Here is a 24,432-nt window from a genome sequence, read left to right on the forward strand (position 1 = left end):
ACATCCAATGTTAATTTAATGTTAACAATCTGGTAAGATGAAAGATTTTGGGATTCTTGAATTTTGGCAAAAAATGAATATTAGGCCAATTATTACTCGAAAAATTAAGATTTTGTAACTAATACTTACATTAAAGCTTTTTTAATGTTAATTTAATGTTACCTTAATGTTAACAATAGTATATAGTGTGGAAGCACAATGAGAAGAATTACTTTCATATCGGTATTTATTTTCGCCTTTAGCATTCTGCTAAATGGGCAGAATGTTGATAATATCGTCTTTCATTCTGATTATGAAAAAACAAATTTTTATCAATTTGTTAAGGGTGAGCATGCTCAACTATTGGATTTACAATTGATGGTAGACGAGAATGTTTCTTCTACTGCCGCTAAGGATTATCACAACAAATTTGAAGCGCTTGTGGTTGAGGCAAAGGAGAAGTTGGATAAGATCAATTCAGATCAAAGATACCTTTCCTGGTTGTTTTACAGAGTACACAGAAAAGTGCTTAAGAATTATGTACAATACAGTCCATTAGCACAAGTTTTTGAGACAGGTGATTATGACTGCCTTTCTGCAACTACGTTATATGCGCTGTTATTAAATGAGTTGGGCTTCAAAACCAAAGTGGTTGAAACCAATTATCATATTTATCTTGAAGTATTAACAGCTGATGCAAAGTACTTAATAGAGTCTACTGATGCACTCAATGGATTTGTTTATAATCAATTAGAGATTGATAAACGCCTGGTGGAATATAATGCTAAGAACAATTCAGCAAGTACATCAGAATATGCATTTAATGCTAAAATTCACGATGCCGTAGATTTAAATAAACTTATAGGCTTACAGTACTATAATCGTGCTGTTTACACCTTTAATAATGGAAATATCCTTCCTACTTTAGACTTGTTAGAGAAGTCAACGGTCTTTTATCATTCGGAAAGAATAGTTGAATTTGGTATAGTCCTGGCTCAGGCAATAATGGACGATAAATCTCTTGACGATGAAATAAAATCAGTTTCTATTAACCGTGTTGGTAGCTTTATAAAGGCAAAAGATATTGTCGCTTCCCGTTAATTTGTAAGAATTCTTACTTCAACTCTTCTGTTATTTGTTCTTGACTCTTCATCGTTAGCCCTTGAAAGCGGTTGGGTTCCCCCAAAAGCTTTGGTCTTTATTCTTTTCTTATCAATTCCCTTGCTCACAAGATATTCCTTAACCGACTCTACTCTTCGTTCGGAAAGCTTTAAATTCTGCTTGGCGTTCCCTCTAAAATCAGTATGTCCTTCCAACTGAATTGTCATTGTAGGGTTTACTTCCATCATTGTAGATATTTCATCTAACTCTTCATGGGATTCGGGTGAAATTGCTGCTTTGCCAAGGGCAAAAATGAGTTTCTCCAATCTAATAAGTCTGTTTAAGCTATTTGGCTGAAGCTCAATTACTTTGTTGATAACACCATCTTCAGCTTCAGCAATTTTCACAGTTTCAGTATAAGGGCTGTAACCATCGCTTTCTAAAACTATTAAATAGTCCTTTCCTTCTTCCATATTGAAAGTAAACTTATCACTCCTAAATACGCCTATGTTGCCACCATATGGAAGGCTCTCGTATTTAATTTTAGCAGAAACAGGCTCCTTAGTATTGGCATCTACTATTGTAGCTTTTACAACTACAGTACCTACATCTCCTTGTGCAAAAACACCTGAACTAAGTACTGTAAACATTAAAAATACTACAACCCTCATATTCATAACATTAATGGTTAGTCATTCTTAATTATTTTAAACTCTACTCTTCTATTCAGTGCACGACCTTCTTCCTCATCATCATTACTTGAAATTGGCCTTTCCTCTCCATAACCTACAGTTGGCACTCTGCTAGAGTCAATATCCTTTTCAACTAAATAATTTTTAACGGCATTAGCTCTTCTAAGTGATAGTTGTTGGTTATATTCTTTTGTACCTATGTTATCAGTATGACCGGCAACCTCTATTTTCAACTTAGTTTCTTTTTTCATTAACTCTACCACTCTATTTAACTCGGCAAACGACTCTGGTTTTAATACTGCTTTGTCAAAGTCAAAGAATACATTATTTAGTGTTACCACGGCTTTCTCCTCTATAGGCACCAATTTCAGATCTTTATGATCTAAAGTGTGGTCTCCATCAGCAGTGTAATTCCTCAGGTCAACTTTGATATTTTCTGCTATAAAGCCATCTGCTTCAGCTCTAATACCATAAACTTCGCCTGCAGGGAGCAACAATTCATACTCTCCCGTAGTGGCATTTGAGCTTGTTATACCAATTTCCTTGCCATCTGATAATCTTTCATAAATAATTTTGGCTTCAATAGGCAGTCCTGTCTTGGAATCTATCAGCTTCCCTTTAACTAAAATAACAGGTTCAGGTCTTTTTAATACCGGCAGGGCAACTCGGAAAATATCTAAATCATCATCACTTACCCCTTGTGAGTAATAGGCAAAGTCACTATTACCGGGAATGTTGAAAAAGAGGTCTTCGTATTGTGAGTTAATGGTCGGCCCTAAATTTTCTGGTTCAGACCAGTTCGTCCAGGTATCATCCAGTCTTTTGGTCATGTAAATGTCGCTTGACCCGAAACCGCTATAGCCATCTGAGGAGAAGTACAAAGTTTTATCATCTGATGCCAAGAATGGCGATGACTCTTCTCCAGCAGTATTAACTTTATTCGAAAGGTTTAATGGCTCAGTCCAGGTGCTATCTGCATTTAGAAAGCTAACATATAAGTCTCTGCCTCCATTTGAATCTTCGCGCATAACAGACATTAATAATGCCTTGCGACTATTGGCAAGATAAAAATTCGCTTTTTCAGAATAGTTATAGTCATTTTCAATTTGAATGGCCGTTGGCTTGGACCAGTTACCGCTTGCGTTTGAACTTATGCTTACTCCTGCGGCCATCTTTCCATTTTCAAGATATTGATTGCCTAAAACCAACAATACTGACTTGCCATCTGGTGTTACCGAACTGACATAGTTAGGGCCTGCATTGTTAAGTTCAGAACCCATATTCTTAGCTAGCTGCCAGTTGCCATCAGCGTCTTTTTCAGAATACCAGATATCTTCGTTATCTTCAGTGCCACCAACATTTTCCGGATGGTTTCTTCTTGAAAAGTACAATGTCTGCCCATCAGGAGATAGAAGAGGCTTATATTCTTTGTATTTACTATTTACATTTTCATCCAGACGTTCTTTTGAAATATCAGGATTGATGAACTCAGGAATGTCAATAGAAGCAATAATTGGAATATTTGAATCAGAAATGGCAATGGCATCTATACTATAATATTCTGGCACGGCTGCCCCGTCAAATTCTATTTTTACGGCAGTAACTTTATATGGTGTCATTTCAACAAAAACATTGAGCATACGCCCCTTAAGAGGAATAGATCTCGGGCTAAAGGTATTTATCAAATACTCCGTTCCATCTTCATCATAAGCAAACACTTTATAAATGGCGCTTGCATTATATGATTCTGCAATGGCAATTTGCTGTATTTGGATAGGATTGGCATATCCAACTTTTACAAACTCCTTCCTGTTGGCTCTTTCAGGAGTCCAGGCGTTGGGGTTTTCACCACCAGCTGGTAATACATTAGGCTTGCCTAAAAGTTGCTGGGCAGAGTATTGTACCGGTGTTAATTCAGAGGAAAATTCCAGTACTTCTGATGCCCACTGAACCACCTGAGCATTAGATAATTGGACAAAAAACACCAGACTTAAAAACAGTATAAATTTTCTCATTTTATAAGAGATGATAATGTGTCGATTTTACGAAGGTAAACATAGAAAAAAACCACTTTCATTCCAATTTCTTACCTCCTATTTGGCACCTAATTTGAAAGCATATGGCACAATAGTTTGTAAAAGGGGTTTATCTCCCCATTGAGGAATCATTATATAGTAAAAATCCTACATGTAGTAACACCCCAAACTTGATGTTTTCCTGGTCATAATAATTGAGTGCTAAACAAATAGGGCCAACCGGGCTGTGTAATACGAGCGATGAAGATCCTACAAAAAAAACATCTTCGGTGTTTTCTTTTTTGACCAACAGGTCATTCTCCTGAGCGAGTGTCTGAAACGGTTTAAATGCATAGCCTTCAAGCCTAAAGTCGAGATTTGATTTTAGTGACAGAATATTTTTAATACCCAGGGCAGCAAAACTGTAGGCCCTAAAATTTGGTAAGAATTGTGACTTGCTGTCCTGAAGCGGGTTAAATGATGGTAAGTTAATGAGGGTGCCATTATAATTGGCAAAATAGCCCTGACCTGAATAAACTCCATCAAAAGAGTAACCTGTGCTCCATCTGTTTTTCTTAAAAAACTGTTCCCACTTTATTGAGAATTTAAACCATTCATTTTGATCTGTATAAGCATAATCTGACGATGTTGTGCCAGGCTTGTAATCTTCTTCAATAGCAAAATAATCTAATGAGATTTTGAGGCCTTTACCTTCATTGGCATACTGCTTTCGGTTAAAGTTATTTCTGCCTAAAGAAATTCCTGCTCTGAATCCTCTGAGTTTTAATAAATCTAAGGTGTCACTAGATGTTATGCCTAAATTATTTCCATACTGATCAGAATTATTGATAAAAGCTCCGGATAATACAGTTTTTAATTTGTTGCCAAGTGGAATACCAACATTTACACCGTATTTCCTATCTGTTCTATCAAGTATGGCAGGGGCATCTTCATCAATGAAGATGTCATCAGAATTAAGGAAATCAAAATTATTGTAAGTTAGCTCAGGTTCAATATAATATTGAAAAGGCCAAGCCATATATAGCCTGGACCTCATTTGTGCAGATTTATAAAAACTTCCCGAGTAAAAGTTCATGCTGGTTTTGAGTAGATAGTTGTTGAAGTAGTAGAATTCAGCTCCTAAAAAGATTTGGCTGATATTTCGGGAAGCAATGGCTCCACCAACTTCTACATTTAAATTACTTCTTGGTCTCCCAAATAATTCTAACGAGTAGTTTTTTAATTGAGGATTAAAGCTGATATCAGGATAGACAGTGTTGAAGTAGTCCTCTGAAACAAGCTTAAAATAGCCTCTTTTTATTTCTTCAAGATTAAGTAACTCACCAGGTTTATACTTAAATAGTTTATTGATATACTGTCTCTGCTTGGAGTTATATCCATGAAAATTTATCTGCGAAAAATTGAGCGCCTCACCTTTGCCCAGAAAATTTTCTCTTTTTACCTTTAGCTCTGCTGCCGTCTGTCTTGACCCAATTTTGGCCTTTATGCTATCCATATTTTTCATGGTAGCATTGTATCCACTGTCAATCAAATCTTTGGCCTTTGCAAAATCAAAAGCAGTATACTCAGACAAATTGGGCTCTATGTATACACCATTATCAGGAATGGCGTCTGGGTTTGATTTATCAATAAGCATGAACAAAAGTGAGCTGTTTATTAACTTGTCATCATTCTCATACGGATATTCATTGAATACCTTTGACGAAACATTGGATCCAATAATTACATCAGGGTCAAAATCTTTTATGGCAACGTCAACGGGAAAATTATTGTAGATGCCACCATCAAAAAGATACTTGTTGTCAATTTTTATTGGTTTGTAAAAAAAAGGCACTGATAATGTGGTTCTCAAAGCCAAAGCAAGGCTGGCATTTTTTAAAACAACTTCGTTTTGGGTAAAAATATCTGCAGCAATAATTCGTGTGGGCACATATAGACTGTCAAAATTGTTATTGGCTATTGCTGATGCCTTTGCAAGAAACTCAGGCAGCGCAAAATTTAGTGTAACGTCACTGGCCAAACTGCTGTTCAAACTTGCATTAAAAATAGAATCGAGAGACAGCTGTATGGTTAGAAAGGAAGAATTGGACTTGTCTTTGTATAGGTAGTAATTGTAACCCTTCTCGAACACTCCGTTTACCCAATCTTGAAATTGTGGTGAAAGCATGATTCCTTCTATTTGCTGGGCAGAATAACCGGCTGCATAGCATCCTGCCACCACTCCACCCATTGATGTGCCTACCAAATAATCAATGGGAATATTATTTTCTTCAAGCGCTTTAATTACCCCAACATGAGCAAGGCCCTTGGCTCCGCCACCACTCATTACAAGTGCCACCTTTTGACTAAAGCCAAGGCTAACACTAAGTCCAAAAATTAATGTGATAACTATTTTTTGCAGGCGCATATTGAGAACCAATAACTAGTTTAAAGCTAAACAAAAAAGGCAAGACAAAATTGCCTCGCCTTTGCTATTTTGACAGCTTTATTTACTTAACACTTGCGAAAACGGTTGCGTTCTCTTCAGGAAAATTTATCATTTCCAACTGGTTAAGCATTTGGTTCTTTTTAAGGTTAAATGCTAAAGCATTTTCCTTCTCTATTGGTGCAGAAGGGGGCAAGTCAACTTTTAAAGCATCAATCTGAACGCCATTCTTCCAAAAACGGTAGCATAAGTGATTTCCTGTTGCTAAACCAGTGCTTCCTACAAAACCAATGATTTCACCTTGTCTAATTCTCATGCCGGGTTTAATGCCCGATTTGATTGCAGACATATGAAGATACTGAGTGGTGTATGTGGCGTTATGCTTTACCTTAACATAATTGCCATTATATTTTTGATACCTTGCTTCTACAACAATACCATCACCAACAGACCTGATTGGTGTCCCCTTTGGTGCTGCAAAGTCTGTCCCCCTATGTGCTTTGTATCGCTTTTGCACTGGATGATATCTATTGCCAGAATATCTGGAGCTAATCCTCGTAAAATCTAAAGGGTATTTTAATAATGCTTTTCTTAAACTATTCCCTTTCTCGTCAAAGTAATCTATGCCGTCACCCTGATCGTAATGAAAGGCATAAAAGCCATTGCCAAAGTGTTCAAAATAGATTGATTTAATTTTTCCACTACCAATAGATTGACCTTCTACCAAATGATCTTCATAGATCAACTTGAATTTATCCCCTTTCTGGAGTCTGAAAAAGTCTATCTGCCATGCAAAAACATCTACAAAGTCATTGGTCAGTTGATGCGACAAACCAAGCTCTTCCATGGTCATCGATAAATTACTGCTAATAATTCCGGCTATGCCTTTCTCAACAATCTGAATTTCCTTTTGCTTCTTTTCTACAGTAATGGAATCTCTTAAATTGAAAACTACATATTCTGTTGAATTGTGTTCGTACACAAAAGCCTTGGCTGTTTTAAGAGAGTCGCGTTCGCAAATAAGTGTGTATTTTTTGTTGGCAACAAGTTTGCGCACGTCAAAAACGTCCTTAGAAATTTTAGCCAGTTGATAAATGGCTTCATTGGTAACGTTGTGAGGCAAGAGTATTTCTGCAATGTTTTGATTTCTCTTGATTTTGTCCTCGATAACAAACATAGAATCAACCACCATTCCATAAAGCATCTTTGGCTCAGGCTTGATTAACGATGCTGAATCAATGGTTGTTGTTTTTGGTGCTTCAGCTACTTCAACATTATGGTTGAAATATGGGAGTGTAAAATAAATGATAGCAGAAAAAGCTATCAAAAGAATAAAAGGGATATTCTTTTTTGACATGATGTTGGTTAGTTTAAAAAATGGCTTTACCCCATTTCGGGGGCAAAGAAGTATAATAATTAGATAATTATAGTGATTAAGTAAGAAAAATGCTAAGATTAGCATTTAAATTAATAGTTAGATATAACTACAAGCTGCTAACTTCCTGATAATATAGCACTTAAATATTGATGAAAATTGGAATAGTAGGCTGCGGCTGGCTCGGTTTGCCCTTAGGAAATGAGCTAGCCAAAGATGGCCACGATCTTATAGGAACGACTACACAACCACAGAAATTTGAAGATCTTGAAAAGGCTGGAATCAAGCCCTTTCTCTTTAAGTTAGGTGAGCAATTGCCTGCGGAGTTTTTGAAAATGGATCTGATAATTTTCACAATACCTCCGAGAATAAAAGAATATGTTTTTGAATTAAGTGAGATAAAACGGCAATTAAGCAAAAGCCGACCTTGGCTGATATTTGTAAGTTCTACGTCAGTTTATCTTGACAACAATGATGTAGTCACAGAACAAGATGCAGAAATTATTAAGTCGTCACATTCAGGGATTGCACTACTTGAAGCAGAGCAAGTATTTGATGTTTCAGAATTTGGAACAACTGTTTTAAGATTTGGTGGACTGTACTCAAAAGATAGACATCCAGGGAGATTTTTGGCGGGAAAGCAAGGTTTGGCTGGTGCTACAAACCCTGTAAATCTTATTCACCGTGATGATTGTATTGGCATTATAAAAAGAATACTATCTCTGCAGATTAAAGAAGAAGTGTTTAACGCATGCGCACCAATTCATCCGTCAAGAGAAGAATATTATACACTAGCTGCCAGTAAGTTAGGCTTGGAAAAACCCTCATTCAATAACAAAAAGGTGGATTTTAAAAAAGTTGACTCGAGTAAACTTATAAAAAAACTGAATTATGCATTTAAATATCCTAACCCACAGACTGCCTTGGACTTAATATAATGCCTTATATTGTTTGACACCCTCATCTAAAAATTGGATGAAATTGTTGACATCCTTGTCATAAGCCACAGGACTAACCATCACTTTTTCATCAGCACCGAGAAGAATGTAGAATGGCTGGGCATTATTATTTAGTCGTCTTATTTGAAGATCAGCATTTTGCTTTCCAATGGTCTTCTTTACTTTATTATCGTAAGTAGAAGTGTACCATTGCTCCTCGGGTAGTTCAGTTTTGTCATCTACATAAAGCGCAACCACTACATAGTCTTCTTTAAGTCTTTTTAGTACCTCAGGATTAGACCATACCACAGCCTCCATTTCACGGCAGTTGGTACAGCCGTGACCAGTAAAATCAATAAACAATGGCTTCTTCTGCGCTCTGGCGCAAGCCAATGCCTGGTCATAATCGAAATATCCCTGTATGCCATGTGGCAGATGCAAGAAGTCGCCATACATTGGTTCTTCGCACAGCTCATATTTGTCATCACTATATTTATTTGCGAAGATGTTAAAATCATGAGTATACATTGGAGGCAAATAACCAGCTAACGCCTTGAGTGGAGCACCCCATAAACCAGGAATCAGATAGATAACAAATGTGAACGTGCCAACAGCCATTAACAGCCTAGGTACTGAAATTACTTCCAATGGACTGTCATGCGGCAACCTGATTTTACCTAAAAGGTAAAAACCCATCAGCGTAAATATTACCACCCAGATGGCGATATTGATATCCCTGTCCAATATGCCCCAATGGAATGCCTGGTCTGCGATGCTTAAGAATTTAAACGCCAGAGCCAGTTCAACAAATCCAAGTACCACTTTTACAGAGTTTAGCCAACCCCCTGATTTAGGAAGGTTGCTCAACCAACCGGGGAAAATGGCAAACAATGTGAATGGAATGGCAAAGGCCAAGGAGAAGGCAAACATGCCTAATATTGGTTTTAGAAATTCACCTCCGGCCGAACTTACTAGGATGCTACCCACAATAGGCCCTGTGCAAGAAAACGAAACTAAAACCAAGGTGAAAGCCATAAAGAAAATGCCTATTAACCCCCCTTTGTCGGCTTTTCTGTCAATGCTGTTGACCACAGAGCTGGGTAATGTTATATCGAACAATCCAAAGAAAGAAATGGCAAAGACCACAAAGACAAGAAAGAAGATAAGGTTGGGCAACCATTCTGTTGATAGGTGGTTGGCTGTTTCCGGCCCCATAATAGGCGCAATGGCAGAACCTATTATGGTATAAATAGCAATGATTGATAATCCATAAATAATAGCCTGACCTTTGTTTTTACCCTGCCCTGTAAAGAAGCTTACGGTCATTGGTATCAATGGAAAAACACAAGGTGTTAATAATGCCGCCAATCCTGCTACAAAGGCAAAAATCATAAACCAGATAAGGGATTTGTCACGCTCCGATTCTATTACGAGGTCTGGATCAAGAATGGGACCCTGATTTTCTGCTTTTGAGTAATCAATACTGGTTTTCTCGATAGTTTTAGCTGTATCTACATCTACCGTTGCATCGGGTATAATCACAGGCTCAGATGCCTGCTTTATTACTTCTTCTTTCTTTTCAGCCGCTGGTTGTTCAACCGCAGTAGATTTAGCTAAGACTTTAATGCCATCAAATTCGAAATCATAATCAAAGGGAATGCACTTACCATCAATGTCTGAGCATACCTGAAACTCATAGTTTCCGGCAATATTTATTTTCTCTGAAAGTACTTTAACTGTCTGTTTGAAAACGCCTGTCTTTTTAAAGATTTTGACATTGCATTCAAAAATGTCATCAAACTTTTCAATAGGGTTAATTGCTTTTAATCCTCCTACCAGCTCGTAGGATGCGTCTTCTTCAAAGTTAAAAGTAGTAACCATAGGCCCACAGTCGGGGTCAAAGTCTGAAGAATATAAATACCAATCCGGGTCGATGGTGGCTGTGAAAATCAGGTCCAGCTGATCACCAATGTTCACTTCCTTTTTGCTGGTTGTATGCTCCCATTTGGAAGGTTCAAGTACCTGCGCATATGAGTTTTGAACAAATACAAGTGCTAAAAGAGCACATAAAACTGATTGAAAATATTTTTTCATTAGAATGTAAAGGTCATATTAAAAGTAAGGGAATAGGCATCTAAATCTCCACCTCCGGGATCATTATTATTGTTGCCTTCTCTCACGTAGTTAGCATATCTAATTTCCAGACTTTTAAATTTAGTAATTCTTGATGTTTTGCCACTAAATGGCCCCTTGAATCTGGCTAGCCCATAAAGAGGTGAGAATTTAAAGCCAAACCCCAACGCAGACGAATTGATGGCAGACAGGTCATAGTCGGAGGAGTAATATTCATCAGTTAACTCATGCTCACCGAAGGGCTTAAAATAGTCTGAAGCTGTTTGTGTATGATATCTATAGAATGGATAAACCGTTAAGCTACTCACGATTTTAATGGGCGTTTCCAGCTCAAACGTATTTGCGGTAATTCCAAAGTCATCATAATAGTATCGGTAATATCCTCTTAACACTATCAGGTCATTGAGGTAATAGTTGAGGCGTACTCCAAGCGGTATTTTGAATCTTGAATCAGGAAGTTTTTCAGTTCTTCTGGTTTTTGATGGATCATTAAAGGTTAAACCATCATTAAAATATACCCGATGAAACGGTGTTGCCAATCTTCCGGTTTGGTAGACCAATTCAGATGAAATGGAAGTCTGCAGCTTTTTGTTGATGACTTGTGAAAGTGTGGCTGTAAAATTAAAGGACTGTCGTTTCTTATTGTCGTCCAATCCTTGAGTTCCCCTTAACTCGATAGGAAATATCAGTTGCCAGGTATCAATATAGGCTGTTCCGCTTAGGCCAAGCTCCCTGTTTTCATCTTTTGAAGACTTTGCCCAGCCATAACCCAAAGAAAATGATGTGTAATCATATTCTACCGAGATGCCCGCTTTATAGCTATAGGTTTCCTTTTTAAAGTTATTTTTCTTCTGATAGGTGAGGTTTGCATAGCTTCTGGTGTCTGAACTTGAGGCTGATGAAAGGTTGATGTCTTGAAAATTTGGATCATCTATTCTATCTGTGCTTGCCGATGAATATTTATCAAAGCCAAAATAGCCAATAAAGGTTTTGGTGGTATCCAGTGGTATGTTTACTATCAATGAGGGGGCAATGTTACTTAACTCTTCCGTGCCCAGGCCGCCAGTTACAGCCGCATTGTTACCGTCCTGTTCATAATAGTTAAACAGGAAGTTGATCTCCGATTCATCAAGTTTTTTGAAGGTTTCGCCATCTTGAGCTTTAAGAAGCGACACGGTGCCCATTAAAAAAATGAGACTTAATACTCTTAATTGCATCCGCATCCTCCTCCAGTTTTACCCCCATTGGCTCCGGAAGCCCCTTCTCTATATGCTTCAAAATTGGTTTCGAAAACAGCTATTTTCCTTGCGTTAAGCTCCATGTTTTCGTCATTAAGATACACTTTTTGATAAGCCGCTACCGAAACACAGCTTTGACTTGTTACAGCCACTCCTAAAATCAGGAGCATAAACCAACTAATTCTTTTCATTACCAATTGTTAAAGTAGGATTTATAGTTTCTTGCAATATATTATTTTCATAATAGTTCAACTTCAGATTGCTGCTCGTGGAGATGTTATCATTGTCATCTACAAGCAATGCCTCAACTCCTTTGAGCTGATTAATAAGGCCAAGGCCTTTTTCTTTTCCTAATATGAATGTGCTGGTCGCCAGTGCATCAGCGAGCTCTGCATCAGGACAAATAATGGTAACACTTTTTAACCCTTTCACAGGGTAGCCAGAGACCGGGTCTATAATATGCGAGTAGCGCTGGCCATTGATGTCAATGAACTTCTCATAATTCCCAGAGGTCACCACGGCCATTTCGCCAACAGTGAGCCAGGCCAAAACATGCGTTTTGTTTTTTGGATCTGCAATGGCAATACTCCAGTCATTTCCATTAGTTTCTTTACCCCAGGTAATCAAATCTCCTCCCGCATTTACTATCCCGCTTTTAATACCTAAATCAAGCATTATCTTCCGTCCTCTGTTAGCAGCATACCCTTTGCCAATGGCTCCAAAACCAATCTTCATACCTTCATTTTTAAGAAAAACGGTTAGCTTTTCTTCATTAAGTATAATATCCTGATAATTGATCTTGGATACCGAAGCCTTTACTTCCTCTTCATTAGGCAGTTTAGTTATAGTGCCATCAAACTTCCATATTTTGTCCATAGAGGCATAGGAGATATCAAATGCACCATTGGTCAGTCCCGATATTTTCTTTGCTCGTTTAATGAGGTCAAAGAGTTCCTTATCGACTTTAACTGCTTCTACACCAGCCATACGGTTCACCATACTCGTTTGGGAATTAGGATCCCACGAGCTGATTAATTTCTCAATTCTTGTTATTTCTTTAATAGCAGCTTCAATGCCTGCGTTGGCCAAATTGGCGTTTTCATGAATGGCAGTAAGTTCAAATCGGGAGCCCATTAAAAGCAATACTTTCTTCTGACTCTGGGGTTGAGCTGAGGCTAGATAAGTAATTATAGTGGCTAATAAGAGGGTGGAGAACTTAAGCATTTATTGATTATAATACAGAGTTCAAGTACTCGATGAAATGTTCTGCACCACCCTTCTGATATCCGGTTTTTGCAATTACTTCACCATTTGCATCAACTAACACTACTAATGGAAATTCACCGGTCTTGTTGTATTTGGCAGCCAGACTTTCATTATGCTTTGTTTGATCATCGCTCAACTTATTCTTTTTCAGCCTTGGAAAATCCAACAGCAGAAGCACTAGATTATCACTGGCATATTTTTCAAATTCAGGGGTTTCAAAAACTTCCCTGGTTAGCATAATGCAAGGCTTGCACCAATCTGATCCGGCAAAACTTAAAAGCATTGGTTTATTTTCTTCCTTGGCTTTTGCAATGGCAGTTTCATAGTCGGTCAGCCAAATATCACTTTCCTCTTCCATAGAAGGGAATAGCAGTGAGAGTACAAATATTGATGTCAACAAAAATTTCATAGTAATTAAGAATGTTTACATAGCCCATGGGCTTTTGAAGTATAGACGTAGTAAAAGGTTAAAACGTCAATATCAATTGGAGAAAATTTTAATATCTCAAATAGTTTAATGCTAAGTAAACGCAATTGGACTTCTAAATATTCACTAAAAAGGCTGCTATTTTTATGATTATAGTCAGTAAATAAAAAACCCTTTTCAACATTGAAAAGGGTTTAGGTTTATCTTTAGTTAAACTTTTTAGCGAAGTGTTTATAAAACAGCGTGATGGTTTCTATACCCTTCATGAAGTTCGCTATACCATAATGCTCGTTTGGTGAGTGTATGGCATCTGAATCCAGGCCAAAGCCCATCAACACGGTGTCTAAGCCCAACTCTTTCTTAAATAATGATACAATTGGAATACTACCACCATCTCTTGTTGGTATTGGTGCTTTGCCCCACGCTTCTACAAAAGCATCACTTGCTGCTGCATAAGCCACAGAGTCAGTAGGGGTAACCGCTGGTTCGCCACCATGGTGTGGGGTTACTTTTACTTTAACAGAATCTGGTGCAATTGATTTAAAATGATTGGTAAACAGTTCGGTTATTTCACCACTGACCTGATTCGGAACCAAGCGCATAGAAATTTTAGCAAAAGCTTTAGAAGGCAATACCGTTTTCGCACCCTGTCCAATATATCCGCCCCAAATTCCATTAACATCCAATGTTGGTCTGATGCCAGCTCTTTCTAATGTTGTGTACCCATCTTCCCCTTCAATCGCATCAATGTTAAGATCCTTTTTGTATTCGTCAAGGTCGAAAGGAGCACTATTTAAGGCTTTTCTTTCATCGGCTGTAAGCTCAACTACTTTATCATAAAATCCCGGAATGGTGATTTTATTGTTTTCATCTTTAAGAGAAGCTATCATTTTGCATAGCTCATTGATAGGATTTGCTACTGCCCCACCATAGACTCCAGAATGTAAATCCCTGTTAGGGCCAGTAACCTCAACCTGCAGATAACTCAGACCCCTTAGTCCTACGGTAATAGACGGTGTATCCAACGAGATCATTGATGTGTCGGAGATAAGGATGATATCAGCGGCTAGTTTTTCTTTATTGTTTTTAACGAATACTCCCAGATTGTCAGAGCCAACTTCTTCCTCACCTTCTATCATAAATTTGACATTGGTAGTTAGGGTATTGGTCTTCATCATGGTTTCAAAGGCCTTTACATGCATATACATTTGGCCTTTGTCATCACATGCACCCCTCGCATAGATCTTTTCATTTTTTATCACCGGTTCAAAGGCAGGCGAATCCCAAAGCTCCAACGGGTCGGCAGGTTGCACATCATAATGGCCGTAAACTAAAACAGTAGGCAGTTTAGGATCAATTATCTTCTCACCATAAACAATAGGATAACCAGCAGTCTCACAAACCTCAACATTGTCAGCCCCAGCTGAAATAAGGCTGTTTTTAACAAATTCTGCCGTTTTTAAAACATCATTTTTGTATGCAGGATCTGCACTTACCGATGGTAACCTTAGCAGGTCGAATAATTCATCTAAGAATTTTTGCTTATTGTCTTTTATGTAATCGATTGAGCTCATGATTTTGATGTGTTTTTGAAAGTGGGCAAAGGTAGTGCGATTACCTTAAAACGACAACTTAGTGATTAATCCCCATTTGGCAACGAAATATTAAATGTTGTACCTTCTTTAAACTTACTTGAAATAGTAATTGAACCTTCAAGTTTCTCAATTGATTGTTTAACGATATACATTCCTAACCCAGAGCCCTGGGATAGCTCCGTAGCCCTGTAGAACATATCGAAGATTTTAGGCAGATGCTCTTCCTCTATACCTATGCCATTGTCTGAAATATTGATAAATATTTCCTTTTCTGTTGCATTGATGTCGATGTTTAAGTAAGGTTCAGGCTTTGTATCGTCCATGTATTTGAAGGCATTGGAAATAATATTGCTAAGGATAATCTTTAGCTTTAGTTTGTCTGTTTTTATAGTGCTTTTACCTTGGATATTAAATTTGGTTTTAACCTTATTGTAGGTCTCTAAAAATGCTAAATCCTTCAAACAGGACTCTATAATTTCCTTAACATCTACCGCTTCGAGATGTACATCAATTCGACTTGCTTTAGCATAATTAAGCATTGATTTTACAAATTCATCAAGCCGGTGGATACTAAAGCCAATTTGCTCTATATATTCTGACTTATCGGTTGTTGCTGTATCCATCTTTGCCACATTGACCAGGCCAAGAATTGAACTTAATGGGGATCTTAGGTCATGAGAGGTTTTATAAACTAACTGGTCAAGCTCAAAATTTCTATCAGAAAGCTCCTTCATTGCCTTGTTGAGCTCATCTTCCCTTTCAGCCAAGGCCTTGTTCTGTTGGGTGAGTGTTTCGTTCAGCTCAACAAGTTTCTGCTCAGCTATTTTTAGTTCAGTTATGTCACGTACTGCTCCATCAAAGTATTCATTTCCCTGACTATCTACAATCAAATAGCTACTCATTAATCCCCAGAATGCTTCGCCATTCTTTCTTTTAAACTCTACTTCTTTATTTCTTATAGATTTCTTTTCAACTAGCTCTGATATAATGTCTTTTCTGGTTTTAAGGTGGAGGTACAACTCTTTAATATCGGTTTCTAGTACCTCTTTAGCAGATGAGTAGCCAAAAATTTCTGCAAAGGCAGAGTTTACAAATATCATTCCCTTGTCTATTGAGCTACGATATAGCCCCTCTTTTATATTCCTATTGATAGAGCTAAGAAATTCTTCACTATGGCGGAGCTTTTCCTCCGCTATTTTCTGCTGGGTGATATCCCGTATGGCACCATCAAAAAACCGGTGTCCGTCAGCAGCTTCCATACTCGTGCTGGTAATTAGCCCCCAAAATGTTGTGCCATCATTTTTGCGAAACTCTACTTCCATATTGGTTACTGACCCTTTTGAGAGCAACTCATTTTTGATCTGATTTCTTATTACTGAGTCAACATAAAGGGAGCTAACTGGAACGGCATTTAGATCGTCCGTTGATTTAAACCCAAATAAATCTAAAAAGGCCTGATTTACATATTCAAATGACTGGTCTGGAATGCTTCTGTAAATAGCCTCCTTAATATTTTGGTTAATACTTTCCAGCAGTGTTTTGCTTTCAAGTAGTTTTTCTTCCGCATTTTTTTCATCAGTGATATCCCTGAAATTGGATATTATACCACCAACTTCAGGTTCATGAAGAAAATTGGAAAGTGTAGTCTCAGTCCAAATGTAATGTCCCTTTTTGTGTTTGAGCCGTTGCTTGAAGGTGATGCTTTTGCCAGGTGTTTGAAGCACCTTAACAAAGATTGTTCTGGTTTCTTCAATTTCGTCAGGATGGACAAAATCTGTCCCTGACATGCCAATAACCTCGGAGTCTTCAAAACCACCTACATTCCTTACAGAAGCCGAGGCATAAATTATAACACCGAGATTGTCATATAATACAATCCCCTCATGAGCCTTTGCCATAAGGGCTCGGTATCTTCGATCGGCAGCACTGAGGTCAAGAGAATCCATTAAAGTACAAAATAACGAATTATTTGGTTATCAGCGAGTTTAATGTGCTTTTCAGAAGGCAACACCTAGTCCAAACTCGATCATATCTGCGGTTCGGCCATGAGCCTTTAAGGTCATTTGTGAAAACAAATGCTCGTTGAAATTATATAGGAGCCCATAGCGTTGGTACCATCCTGAATAAAAAGCCTGAGGTTTATAAACATATATGGCTCCCTGAACTATAACAGAGACTTTGCTGATTAATAATTCAGTGCCAATAGTTACGGCTGCCTGAGTATTTCCGTTATCCAGCACTTTATCTTCACCCAAATTGCTTTTTAGTCCATAAACATTATTGGCATTGTCAATAGATTTTTGGTCGTATTTGGTGGCATCAAGACCAACTAAGATTCTATTATATTTTGAGACTTGCTTGCCAGCATAAACTGCAAAACTGTAGGCTTTGTGCTTTACATCTTCCTGCCAAACCTCGCGCCAGGAGATAACCCCTCGAGCAGCAATTCTTATTTTTCGACTGTAGTCAATTTGAATATCTTGTTTTTCAGGCATCGGTTTAGGGTGTGGGACGTATCTAATGCCAAAACCAACCATAGGATAATTCATGCCATTGTTTGGCATATTTAGCTTACCATTTGAATAATGCCTGAAGGCCAGGTTAGCATTAAAAAACCATTTTTCATTTAGCTGAAACTCTTTATGAACTGTACCCCGCATCACATAACTGATCGTACTGCTAATGGCCTTGTTTTCTTTGTTTTCGACAGCATCAAATCTCTCAGAACTGTAGACTATGCCAGTTCCAATGTTCAACCTCCATTTATGTTTTTTCTTGGACGATGTCATGTCCAGATAGGTGGTTAGAGAAGTTACCCACCCAAGTTCATCAGGCACTCCATAGTTTACATATGAAGCCGCAATTCCCCATTGTGGGTAGCCATATAAATGGTGCCAGGTTTTACTTCCATCAGCAATTTTATTGGCATACAGTTCAATACCATGAAGGTTAGTATATTCTAGCTGCTTCATGTTCTTCTTGTATTTCAGCACCCCACCATAGTACGGATTAGCGCCAAAGGACCATGAATGGCCAGCGTCCTGAGCCAAACTAAGATTGGAAATAAGTAGTAGAAGAAAAGGAACTGAAAACCTCATTATTACCTGTGCATCTGCTTGATTAAGCTAGCAAAAGTATCAATTTCTTCCTTTGTATTGTAATAATGAACTGATGAACGAAGCACGGCATCTAGTTTTCTAGCCTCCATATCAATACGAGTTCCGCTAAGTGTAGGGGTAACTGTGTTGATTTTATTTTCTGAGAAGAACTTTTTCATCTCTAATGGAGTAAACTTTGAAGAGGTGAAAGTCACAATTCCGCTCTTTACTCTTCCGATATCCTGTACAGTTATTTCCTTAATCTTGGATAGTTCGTCTCTAAGGTAGTCAGCCACCTCAGTTACTCTATTACAAATTTTATCAATACCGATTTCATTAATTTGCTGTACGGCTGTTATTAACCCGATTTTTGCTGCAATATTTGACTCCCAGGTTTCAAATTTTTTTGCATTGTCAAGCTGTTTAAAACTATTTATCGAATTCCATTCCGCAGAGTGTAAATCTAAATTTATTGGTGTGATACTTTTAAGTATTTTTTTACTGGCATAAAGGAAGCCAGTGCCCCTGGGGCCCCTAAGGTATTTTCTGCCGGTGGAGGACAGGAAATCACAGCCAATCTTTCTTACATCCAATGGATATTGACCAGCAGATTGACAGGCATCTAATAGATATAAAATGTGATGCTCATTAGCAACCCTGCCTATGGCTTCAGCGGGATTTACCAGTCCGCCATTAGTTGGCATATGGGTGATAGAAATGAGTTTGGTTTTGGCAGAGATCAGCGTTTTAAGTGCTTCAACATCTACTTCACCGAAATGATTGGCTGGAATAACTACTGTTTTTGTTCCATAGCGTTGTTCAGCCTGAAGGTGGGCAATATAGTTGCTGGCGTAAGAGGTATGGTCACAAACTATCTCATCACCCGGTTTAAAGTCAATGGAGAAAAAGGCCCGCTCCCAGGCTACTGTTGCACTTTCTGTATAAGCTATTTCTTCTGGTTCGGCATTTAATAGTTTAGCTATTTCAGTATAAAAGGCATTGATGCGTTTTTCATACTTTGCGGCAGTTTCATAACCTCCGAAAAGCGCTTCTTCTTTTAAATAGCCTAATTGTGCATCAAGGGTTTTTTGAGTAATCAAAGAGGCTCCAGCATTATTAAAATGAATAACTTCGTTTACTCCGGGAGTTTCATTTCTTAAGGCTTTTATGTCCAATTTAGAAGTAGTTTTTGATTTTTAATTATTCGCTTTTCCATTCAAAATCTTCAAAAGCGGCATCCGGCACCTGATCAAAAATCTTTACATCATGGGGGCCTTTGTTGTCAGAACGATCGGCAGATAGCATCAAACCATTATACTCTTTGTAATTGTCCCATGGCCAGATAGCAGAAGCGCTGTCCTGGGTTGCCTGGGCAAAGTATGCCCACTGCTTAACCAGCGAATCTTTTTCGGTAATGAATACTTCATATTTGTTTTCAGGGGTATCGCCAACTTCCTGAAATGAAAGCTGCAGCACATGAGCCATTTCGCCTATAGCGGTAGTGTCTTCGCGAAGGTACTTAAGTGTTACTCCACTATCTTTTAACTTGAAAGGCATTACCAGCCAGTAAGAGTCATTAATCCAGATACTTTTAGCCGTGCTTACCAGATTTTTCAGTGAATCTGGGTCTTTTATTTCTTTACCTCTTAGCAAAACCTTTCCAGTTTCGTCCAAAACATTTACTAAAAAAGTAGTGCTGTCATTAGGAGCATCAATTCGAACCCGACCTGTCTGTTTATCCCAAATTAAATCTCTTCTTCCGAAAAAATTCCATTGAATAAAACGAGTATTATCCCATTGCTGCCTTCCTCCCTGAGCTGTCATTACAGCATCCGCCCATGCTATGGCTTTTACATCTGACTCTTTTTCATTAAACCCTTCAGCTGCGGGATTGGGGTCAGGCTCTTCATTAATTGTATCACTATTTTCTTGCTGACCAGAACAACCAGCAAAAAGACCTAAACCTACCAGAAGGATACTATTTATCTTTCTTGTTTTTAATTTGGATGAAATCGAGAATCTGAACATTTTTTTCTTTGAATATGAATTTACGGATAACACTTTCGATAGGCAATACAATAATAGCTATCGTAATTTGGATTAAAAAATCGATAACTGGTGTGCTTTGACTAGCAAATTCATTTTCGGCTATTGTTTGAATAAACTCAATAATGATAATTAATGTAATCAAAGCTAACAATCGGCTTACAAGGCGATATTTGAAACCTAACTTCTTTAGCCTTACTGTAATGAAAAGCAATAAGGCTAGCACGGTGAACTCCAGAGCATAGAACCAAGGCCTTTTCCAATATGGCGGAACTATCTCAAATGAAATGGGTTCTATTTCGCTCACCTTCCCTAATATGTCTTTAGACCTCATCTTTAAGGTGTAGTTACCTTCTGGCAGGTATGAGAAGTTTACAATATTATAGTTGCCAGACCAATCGGACCAGTCCTTATTCAGCCCCTCTAGTTTATACTGATATTTTATATCTAAGATTCCAGAAAACTCTGGCTGAGCAAACTCAAAAAGCAATGAGCTATTCTCCTGATCAAATTTCATTTTATCATATGGCAGCAGACTTTCTAAGGGCGTTTTTATTCTCTTTAAGTACAGCTCATAAGGGCTGATTATTTTGTCGTTCGAATCTGTGAGCTTGTAGAGTTCATCATTTTCTGTAACCACCCAATAGTCATCCTTGTCGTCAGATGAGATGTAATTGATATTCTTAAATACACTTAAGAGGTTTAATTTTTTTGATGAATTACTTTCCGCAATCTTTGTCCAATTCTCACCGTCATATATCCATACTTCACCATTAGATCCTGTCAAGTATTTTTTAGCAGATATGTCATCTATTTTGTTGACAGTGTTTTTTTCAGGGTCAATGGAAAAAGTGCCTGACTCGTTGATAAAATAAACCATTTCATCTTTTACCCCACCGAATGTATTGAAATAGAAAGGGTTGGTGATAGGGTAATGTTCAGAGCCAATAATGTCTTCGCCATCAAGTTCAAGAAAGTAAATTTCATCCGTTGAAGAAATCCAGATAAGCCCGTTGTCATCTTCAAATATATGCTGGATATGATCTCTAAAGTCAGAGAGCACATCAGCCATTACTCGTTCATTGGTATTTATATCAAAAACTTTGAGCTCGTCAGCATAAGTGGCAGCAAAAACCTTCTGGTTTTTTTTGGCGATACTAAAAGTATGTATTGGGTCTCTGGTTATAACAATGGCTTCAGTATTTTTTATTTGATAAAGGCCATCTAGCCCAGCACAAAACAACTTGTCTTCTGTAGCCATAAAATGGAATACTTTGGAATTAAGGCCTTCTACTTTTTTATATCGATAGCTTATGGATTTCAACTCCTGCCTTACCTTATTTCGGGTAACTGTTCTTGAAGTTGTGACAGTATTGGTGGTTGGTTCCTCTTCCTTATTACTTTTCAAAAAACCAAATAGTCCCTTTTTCCTTTTCGGTTTTTCAGCCTCGGGCACTGATTTTGTAGTAGTTATTACCTGTTGTTCTTTATAAACTATGTCTTCATAATCCTGAACCTTTTCAAGAAAATACAGCCCCATGCTGGTGCCAACATATAAGCTGTCATTATGATTTATAACGGATAAAATATTTCCTTCCAGCCCTTCAAATTTGTTAAAATTCCTGAAAGGAAGGCCAGGGGAGATTCTCGTAAAACCTGCACTATGAGCTACCCAAATACCACCATTGCTATCTTCTGCAAATGCAAAAATCTCGTTATCAGGGAGCCCTGATTGATAGTTGACAATCTGTTCAATTGTTTTTCTTCTGTGGTTAATAAAGATAACCCCGCCTTTTAGTGTAGTAACAGCTGACAGTGAATCATTGATCCAAATCCCATCGGTGATCTCGCTATTTTGGAGGTAGGCATCATCATCTTTGATATCCAGATTGACTACATTGCTTCCATTATACAGTTTAAGTGTGTTATCCAAAAGGCCAAAGAGGTATTGTTCCTTTTCAGGGTGCTTGGCTATAAATTCAACATTTATTCTGTCGAATTTTTTTGACATTGTTTCCTCAAGGGAGGATTCGCCAACTTTCTGTAAACCACTTTTCTCCGTAGAAACATAAACGTCTTTTTCAAGCTCAAAAAGTTTGTATAATTCACCACTATACTTAGAAATTATGGAGCTTGTTTTCTTGGTCTTGAGGTTATACTTTACAATGGCTGAGTTGCTCAGTCCGTAAAGTAAATCCCCTCTGATTACTACTGAGAAAATTTCTCCAATATGCTGGGTGCTGTCAATTAATGATTCATAAACAAAGCTATTTTCTTTATTACGAACCAATTTGCCCAGTCCATCATAGCCGCCAATGTATATGGTTTTATCTGTAGCATTGTAGGTTAGCGAAAATGCAGCGGAAGGAGTATTAATATGTTCCCAATTTCTGCCGTCAAAACGTAATATTCCAGCGCGGTTTGCAATGCAAATCACTCCTTTTTCATCTTGCGCTATATCAAAGTTGATATTATCAAGCGCCTCGCTCTGATGGGAATAGTGAGTGAGGAAAAAATCACCTTTTTGACCAAATACTAACGATCCTGAAAAGGTTAAAATAAATATAAAAACAACCGATCTAAGCCAACCTGAGGGATGCATTATTGTAGTTTTGTCTTTAAGGTAGCTACAATATAGAAAAACCCCACACGTTAATGTGAGGTTTTTGTTAGTATGTAAGTTCTACCGTTAAATAATACCTTGTGCAACCATAGCATTGGCAACCTTGACAAACCCGGCAATATTGGCGCCAGCCTGATAGTTACCATCCATTCCATACTCTTTAGAAGCTTGTAGACATGAGTCATGGATGCTCTTCATGATCTCTCTGAGACGTGTATCTACTTCTTCTCTTGTCCAGTAGATTCCGCTATAGTTTTGCACCATTTCAAGGCCTGAAGTTGCCACACCCCCAGCATTTGAAGCTTTGCCAGGAGCATAGTTGACACCAGCCTTTAATAACTCTACAATGGCATCTGACATGGTTGGCATATTTGCACCTTCGGCAAGAAGTTTAACACCACCAGCTATTAAATTTTTGGCATCTTTGATATTGATCTCATTCTGTGTAGCACAAGGGAAAGCACAATCAGCCTTAATGGCCCAAAGAGAATTGTGATCTGCTTTTGCATCATTAGCAATGAATTTGGCAGACTTAAACTTATCAGCATACTCTGAAATCCTGCCTCTTTTCTCATTTTTGAGCTCCATGATGAAATCCAGTTTCTCAGAAGAAATACCATCTTTGTCATATATGTAGCCTGAAGAATCAGAAGCTGTAACAGGTTTAGCACCCAAAATAAGCAATTTCTTCATTGCAAACTGAGCAACATTACCTGAGCCAGAGACCAAACAAGTCTTGCCATTGAGGCTGTCATTTTGTTCGGCAAGCATGTTTTGGGCAAAGTACACCAGGCCATAACCTGTGGCTTCAGGGCGAATTAAGCTTCCACCCCAACCCTGGCCTTTACCAGTTAAAACTCCAGTAAACTCATTCTGCATTTTTTTGTAAGCACCGAACATGTAGCCAATCTCACGACCGCCTACGCCAATGTCACCAGCAGGCACATCTAACCTATGGCCGATATGCTTTGAAAGTTCAGACATGAAGGCCTGGCAGAAACGCATCACTTCTCCATCAGATTTTCCCTTAGGGTCAAAATCAGAACCACCTTTACCACCACCCATAGGGAGGCCGGTTAACGCATTTTTGAAGATTTGTTCGAAAGCAAGAAACTTTAAAATGCTAGGAGTCACTGATGGATGGAATCTTAACCCACCTTTATATGGCCCAATGGCGCTGTTCATTTGAACTCTATAGCCCTTGTTGACTTGAACTTCTCCTTTATCATCAATCCAAGTCACCCTGAAACTGATGAGCCTTTCAGGCTCGGTCATTCTTTCAAAGATTTTGGCTTTTTGGTACTTAGGGTTTTTCTTAATTACCTTTTCAACCGTTTCATAAACTTCTTCAACGGCCTGATGAAACTCTGACTCACCAGGGTTTCTATCAAATATAGATTTTAGTAAACTTGACATAGGTTAAATTTTGCGGTAAATATACTATTTCTGATAGTTATGCA

Annotated in this window: 18 protein-coding genes; 2 read left to right on the plus strand and 16 right to left on the minus strand. The window is 38.1% G+C overall.

Going from position 1 to position 24,432, the window contains the following annotated elements; translation table 11 throughout:
* Positions 1-198: 198 nt before the first annotated feature.
* Positions 199-1,080: a hypothetical protein gene (locus RIB54_RS12030; protein WP_350101133.1), complete on the plus strand. Its 882-nt coding sequence runs from the start codon at positions 199-201 to the stop codon at positions 1,078-1,080.
* Here the strand turns inward: RIB54_RS12030 and RIB54_RS12035 are convergent.
* The 4 genes from RIB54_RS12035 to RIB54_RS12050 all read right to left on the minus strand — a co-directional run bounded on the left by RIB54_RS12035 (position 1,077) and on the right by RIB54_RS12050 (position 7,590).
* Positions 1,077-1,757, minus strand: coding sequence for an OmpA family protein (locus RIB54_RS12035; RefSeq protein ID WP_350063509.1), 681 nt, complete (start codon positions 1,755-1,757; stop codon positions 1,077-1,079). The two genes, RIB54_RS12030 and RIB54_RS12035, sit on opposite strands and share 4 nt — an antisense overlap.
* Before the next feature lie 11 nt (positions 1,758-1,768).
* A complete protein-coding gene (locus RIB54_RS12040) occupies positions 1,769-3,787 on the minus strand; it encodes an OmpA family protein (protein WP_350101134.1) in 2,019 nt (672 codons plus the stop codon).
* Between the two features lie 130 nt (positions 3,788-3,917).
* Positions 3,918-6,215, minus strand: coding sequence for a patatin-like phospholipase family protein (locus tag RIB54_RS12045; protein ID WP_350101135.1), 2,298 nt, complete (start codon positions 6,213-6,215; stop codon positions 3,918-3,920).
* A gap of 82 nt (positions 6,216-6,297) precedes the next feature.
* Positions 6,298-7,590: a peptidoglycan DD-metalloendopeptidase family protein gene (locus tag RIB54_RS12050; protein ID WP_350069414.1), complete on the minus strand. Its 1,293-nt coding sequence runs from the start codon at positions 7,588-7,590 to the stop codon at positions 6,298-6,300.
* 170 nt (positions 7,591-7,760) lie between these two features.
* Between RIB54_RS12050 and RIB54_RS12055 the strand changes: the two genes are divergently transcribed.
* Positions 7,761-8,546 carry an SDR family oxidoreductase gene (locus RIB54_RS12055; protein ID WP_350101137.1) on the plus strand — a complete coding sequence of 262 codons (786 nt, stop codon included), beginning with the start codon at positions 7,761-7,763 and terminating at the stop codon, positions 8,544-8,546.
* On the opposite strand, the gene RIB54_RS12060 is transcribed toward RIB54_RS12055, so the two are convergent.
* The 12 genes from RIB54_RS12060 to gdhA all read right to left on the minus strand — a co-directional run bounded on the left by RIB54_RS12060 (position 8,538) and on the right by gdhA (position 24,388).
* Positions 8,538-10,640, minus strand: a complete 2,103-nt coding sequence (locus RIB54_RS12060) for a protein-disulfide reductase DsbD family protein (protein WP_350101138.1) — start codon at positions 10,638-10,640, stop codon at positions 8,538-8,540. The genes RIB54_RS12055 and RIB54_RS12060 overlap by 9 nt on opposite strands.
* Positions 10,640-11,902 carry a DUF3570 domain-containing protein gene (locus RIB54_RS12065; protein ID WP_350101139.1) on the minus strand — a complete coding sequence of 421 codons (1,263 nt, stop codon included), beginning with the start codon at positions 11,900-11,902 and terminating at the stop codon, positions 10,640-10,642. The genes RIB54_RS12060 and RIB54_RS12065 overlap by 1 nt, the downstream gene beginning before the upstream one ends.
* Positions 11,887-12,108, minus strand: coding sequence for a DUF4266 domain-containing protein (locus tag RIB54_RS12070; RefSeq protein WP_350069401.1), 222 nt, complete (start codon positions 12,106-12,108; stop codon positions 11,887-11,889). The genes RIB54_RS12065 and RIB54_RS12070 overlap by 16 nt, the downstream gene beginning before the upstream one ends.
* Positions 12,095-13,141, minus strand: a complete 1,047-nt coding sequence (locus RIB54_RS12075) for an FAD:protein FMN transferase (RefSeq protein ID WP_350101140.1) — start codon at positions 13,139-13,141, stop codon at positions 12,095-12,097. The genes RIB54_RS12070 and RIB54_RS12075 overlap by 14 nt, the downstream gene beginning before the upstream one ends.
* Before the next feature lie 7 nt (positions 13,142-13,148).
* Positions 13,149-13,592 carry a thioredoxin family protein gene (locus RIB54_RS12080; RefSeq protein ID WP_350101141.1) on the minus strand — a complete coding sequence of 148 codons (444 nt, stop codon included), beginning with the start codon at positions 13,590-13,592 and terminating at the stop codon, positions 13,149-13,151.
* Positions 13,593-13,816: 224 nt separating this feature from the next.
* Positions 13,817-15,184 (minus strand): dipeptidase, encoded by a 1,368-nt coding sequence (locus tag RIB54_RS12085; RefSeq protein ID WP_350069392.1) that lies wholly within the window; start codon positions 15,182-15,184, stop codon positions 13,817-13,819.
* Positions 15,185-15,249: 65 nt separating this feature from the next.
* Positions 15,250-17,151, minus strand: a complete 1,902-nt coding sequence (locus RIB54_RS12090; protein ID WP_350101142.1) for a PAS domain-containing sensor histidine kinase — start codon at positions 17,149-17,151, stop codon at positions 15,250-15,252.
* 51 nt (positions 17,152-17,202) lie between these two features.
* The gene (locus RIB54_RS12095; RefSeq protein ID WP_350101143.1) at positions 17,203-18,303 is read right to left on the minus strand and encodes an acyloxyacyl hydrolase; all 1,101 of its coding nucleotides are present in this window, start codon (positions 18,301-18,303) and stop codon (positions 17,203-17,205) included.
* Between the two features lie 2 nt (positions 18,304-18,305).
* On the minus strand, positions 18,306-19,478 hold the full coding sequence (locus tag RIB54_RS12100; protein ID WP_350101144.1) for an aminotransferase class V-fold PLP-dependent enzyme: 1,173 nt from the start codon (positions 19,476-19,478) through the stop codon (positions 18,306-18,308).
* A gap of 25 nt (positions 19,479-19,503) precedes the next feature.
* Positions 19,504-20,331 carry a hypothetical protein gene (locus RIB54_RS12105; RefSeq protein ID WP_350101145.1) on the minus strand — a complete coding sequence of 276 codons (828 nt, stop codon included), beginning with the start codon at positions 20,329-20,331 and terminating at the stop codon, positions 19,504-19,506.
* Complete coding sequence (locus RIB54_RS12110) at positions 20,282-22,951, minus strand: triple tyrosine motif-containing protein (RefSeq protein ID WP_350101146.1); 2,670 nt, start codon at positions 22,949-22,951, stop codon at positions 20,282-20,284. Before RIB54_RS12110 ends, RIB54_RS12105 begins: the two co-directional genes overlap by 50 nt.
* An 87-nt stretch (positions 22,952-23,038) precedes the next feature.
* On the minus strand, positions 23,039-24,388 hold the full coding sequence (gene gdhA / locus RIB54_RS12115) for an NADP-specific glutamate dehydrogenase (protein ID WP_350101147.1): 1,350 nt from the start codon (positions 24,386-24,388) through the stop codon (positions 23,039-23,041).
* Positions 24,389-24,432 lie beyond the last annotated feature (44 nt).

This window comes from Fulvivirga sp. (genome assembly GCF_040218215.1).
Lineage (GTDB): Bacteria > Bacteroidota > Bacteroidia > Cytophagales > Cyclobacteriaceae > Fulvivirga.

Coding starts and splice junctions, on each gene's coding strand:
- RIB54_RS12055 (WP_350101137.1), top strand. CDS start 7,761: ATGAAAATTGGAATAGTAGGCTGCGGCTGGCTCGGTTTGCCCTTAGGA.
- RIB54_RS12040 (WP_350101134.1), bottom strand. CDS start 3,787: ATGAGAAAATTTATACTGTTTTTAAGTCTGGTGTTTTTTGTCCAATTA.
- RIB54_RS12110 (WP_350101146.1), bottom strand. CDS start 22,951: ATGCATCCCTCAGGTTGGCTTAGATCGGTTGTTTTTATATTTATTTTA.
- RIB54_RS12060 (WP_350101138.1), bottom strand. CDS start 10,640: ATGAAAAAATATTTTCAATCAGTTTTATGTGCTCTTTTAGCACTTGTA.
- RIB54_RS12105 (WP_350101145.1), bottom strand. CDS start 20,331: ATGTTCAGATTCTCGATTTCATCCAAATTAAAAACAAGAAAGATAAAT.
- RIB54_RS12085 (WP_350069392.1), bottom strand. CDS start 15,184: ATGAGCTCAATCGATTACATAAAAGACAATAAGCAAAAATTCTTAGAT.
- RIB54_RS12095 (WP_350101143.1), bottom strand. CDS start 18,303: ATGAGGTTTTCAGTTCCTTTTCTTCTACTACTTATTTCCAATCTTAGT.
- RIB54_RS12070 (WP_350069401.1), bottom strand. CDS start 12,108: ATGAAAAGAATTAGTTGGTTTATGCTCCTGATTTTAGGAGTGGCTGTA.
- RIB54_RS12090 (WP_350101142.1), bottom strand. CDS start 17,151: ATGGATTCTCTTGACCTCAGTGCTGCCGATCGAAGATACCGAGCCCTT.
- RIB54_RS12035 (WP_350063509.1), bottom strand. CDS start 1,757: ATGAATATGAGGGTTGTAGTATTTTTAATGTTTACAGTACTTAGTTCA.
- RIB54_RS12080 (WP_350101141.1), bottom strand. CDS start 13,592: ATGAAATTTTTGTTGACATCAATATTTGTACTCTCACTGCTATTCCCT.
- RIB54_RS12075 (WP_350101140.1), bottom strand. CDS start 13,141: ATGCTTAAGTTCTCCACCCTCTTATTAGCCACTATAATTACTTATCTA.
- RIB54_RS12030 (WP_350101133.1), top strand. CDS start 199: ATGAGAAGAATTACTTTCATATCGGTATTTATTTTCGCCTTTAGCATT.
- gdhA (WP_350101147.1), bottom strand. CDS start 24,388: ATGTCAAGTTTACTAAAATCTATATTTGATAGAAACCCTGGTGAGTCA.
- RIB54_RS12050 (WP_350069414.1), bottom strand. CDS start 7,590: ATGTCAAAAAAGAATATCCCTTTTATTCTTTTGATAGCTTTTTCTGCT.
- RIB54_RS12045 (WP_350101135.1), bottom strand. CDS start 6,215: ATGCGCCTGCAAAAAATAGTTATCACATTAATTTTTGGACTTAGTGTT.
- RIB54_RS12065 (WP_350101139.1), bottom strand. CDS start 11,902: ATGCGGATGCAATTAAGAGTATTAAGTCTCATTTTTTTAATGGGCACC.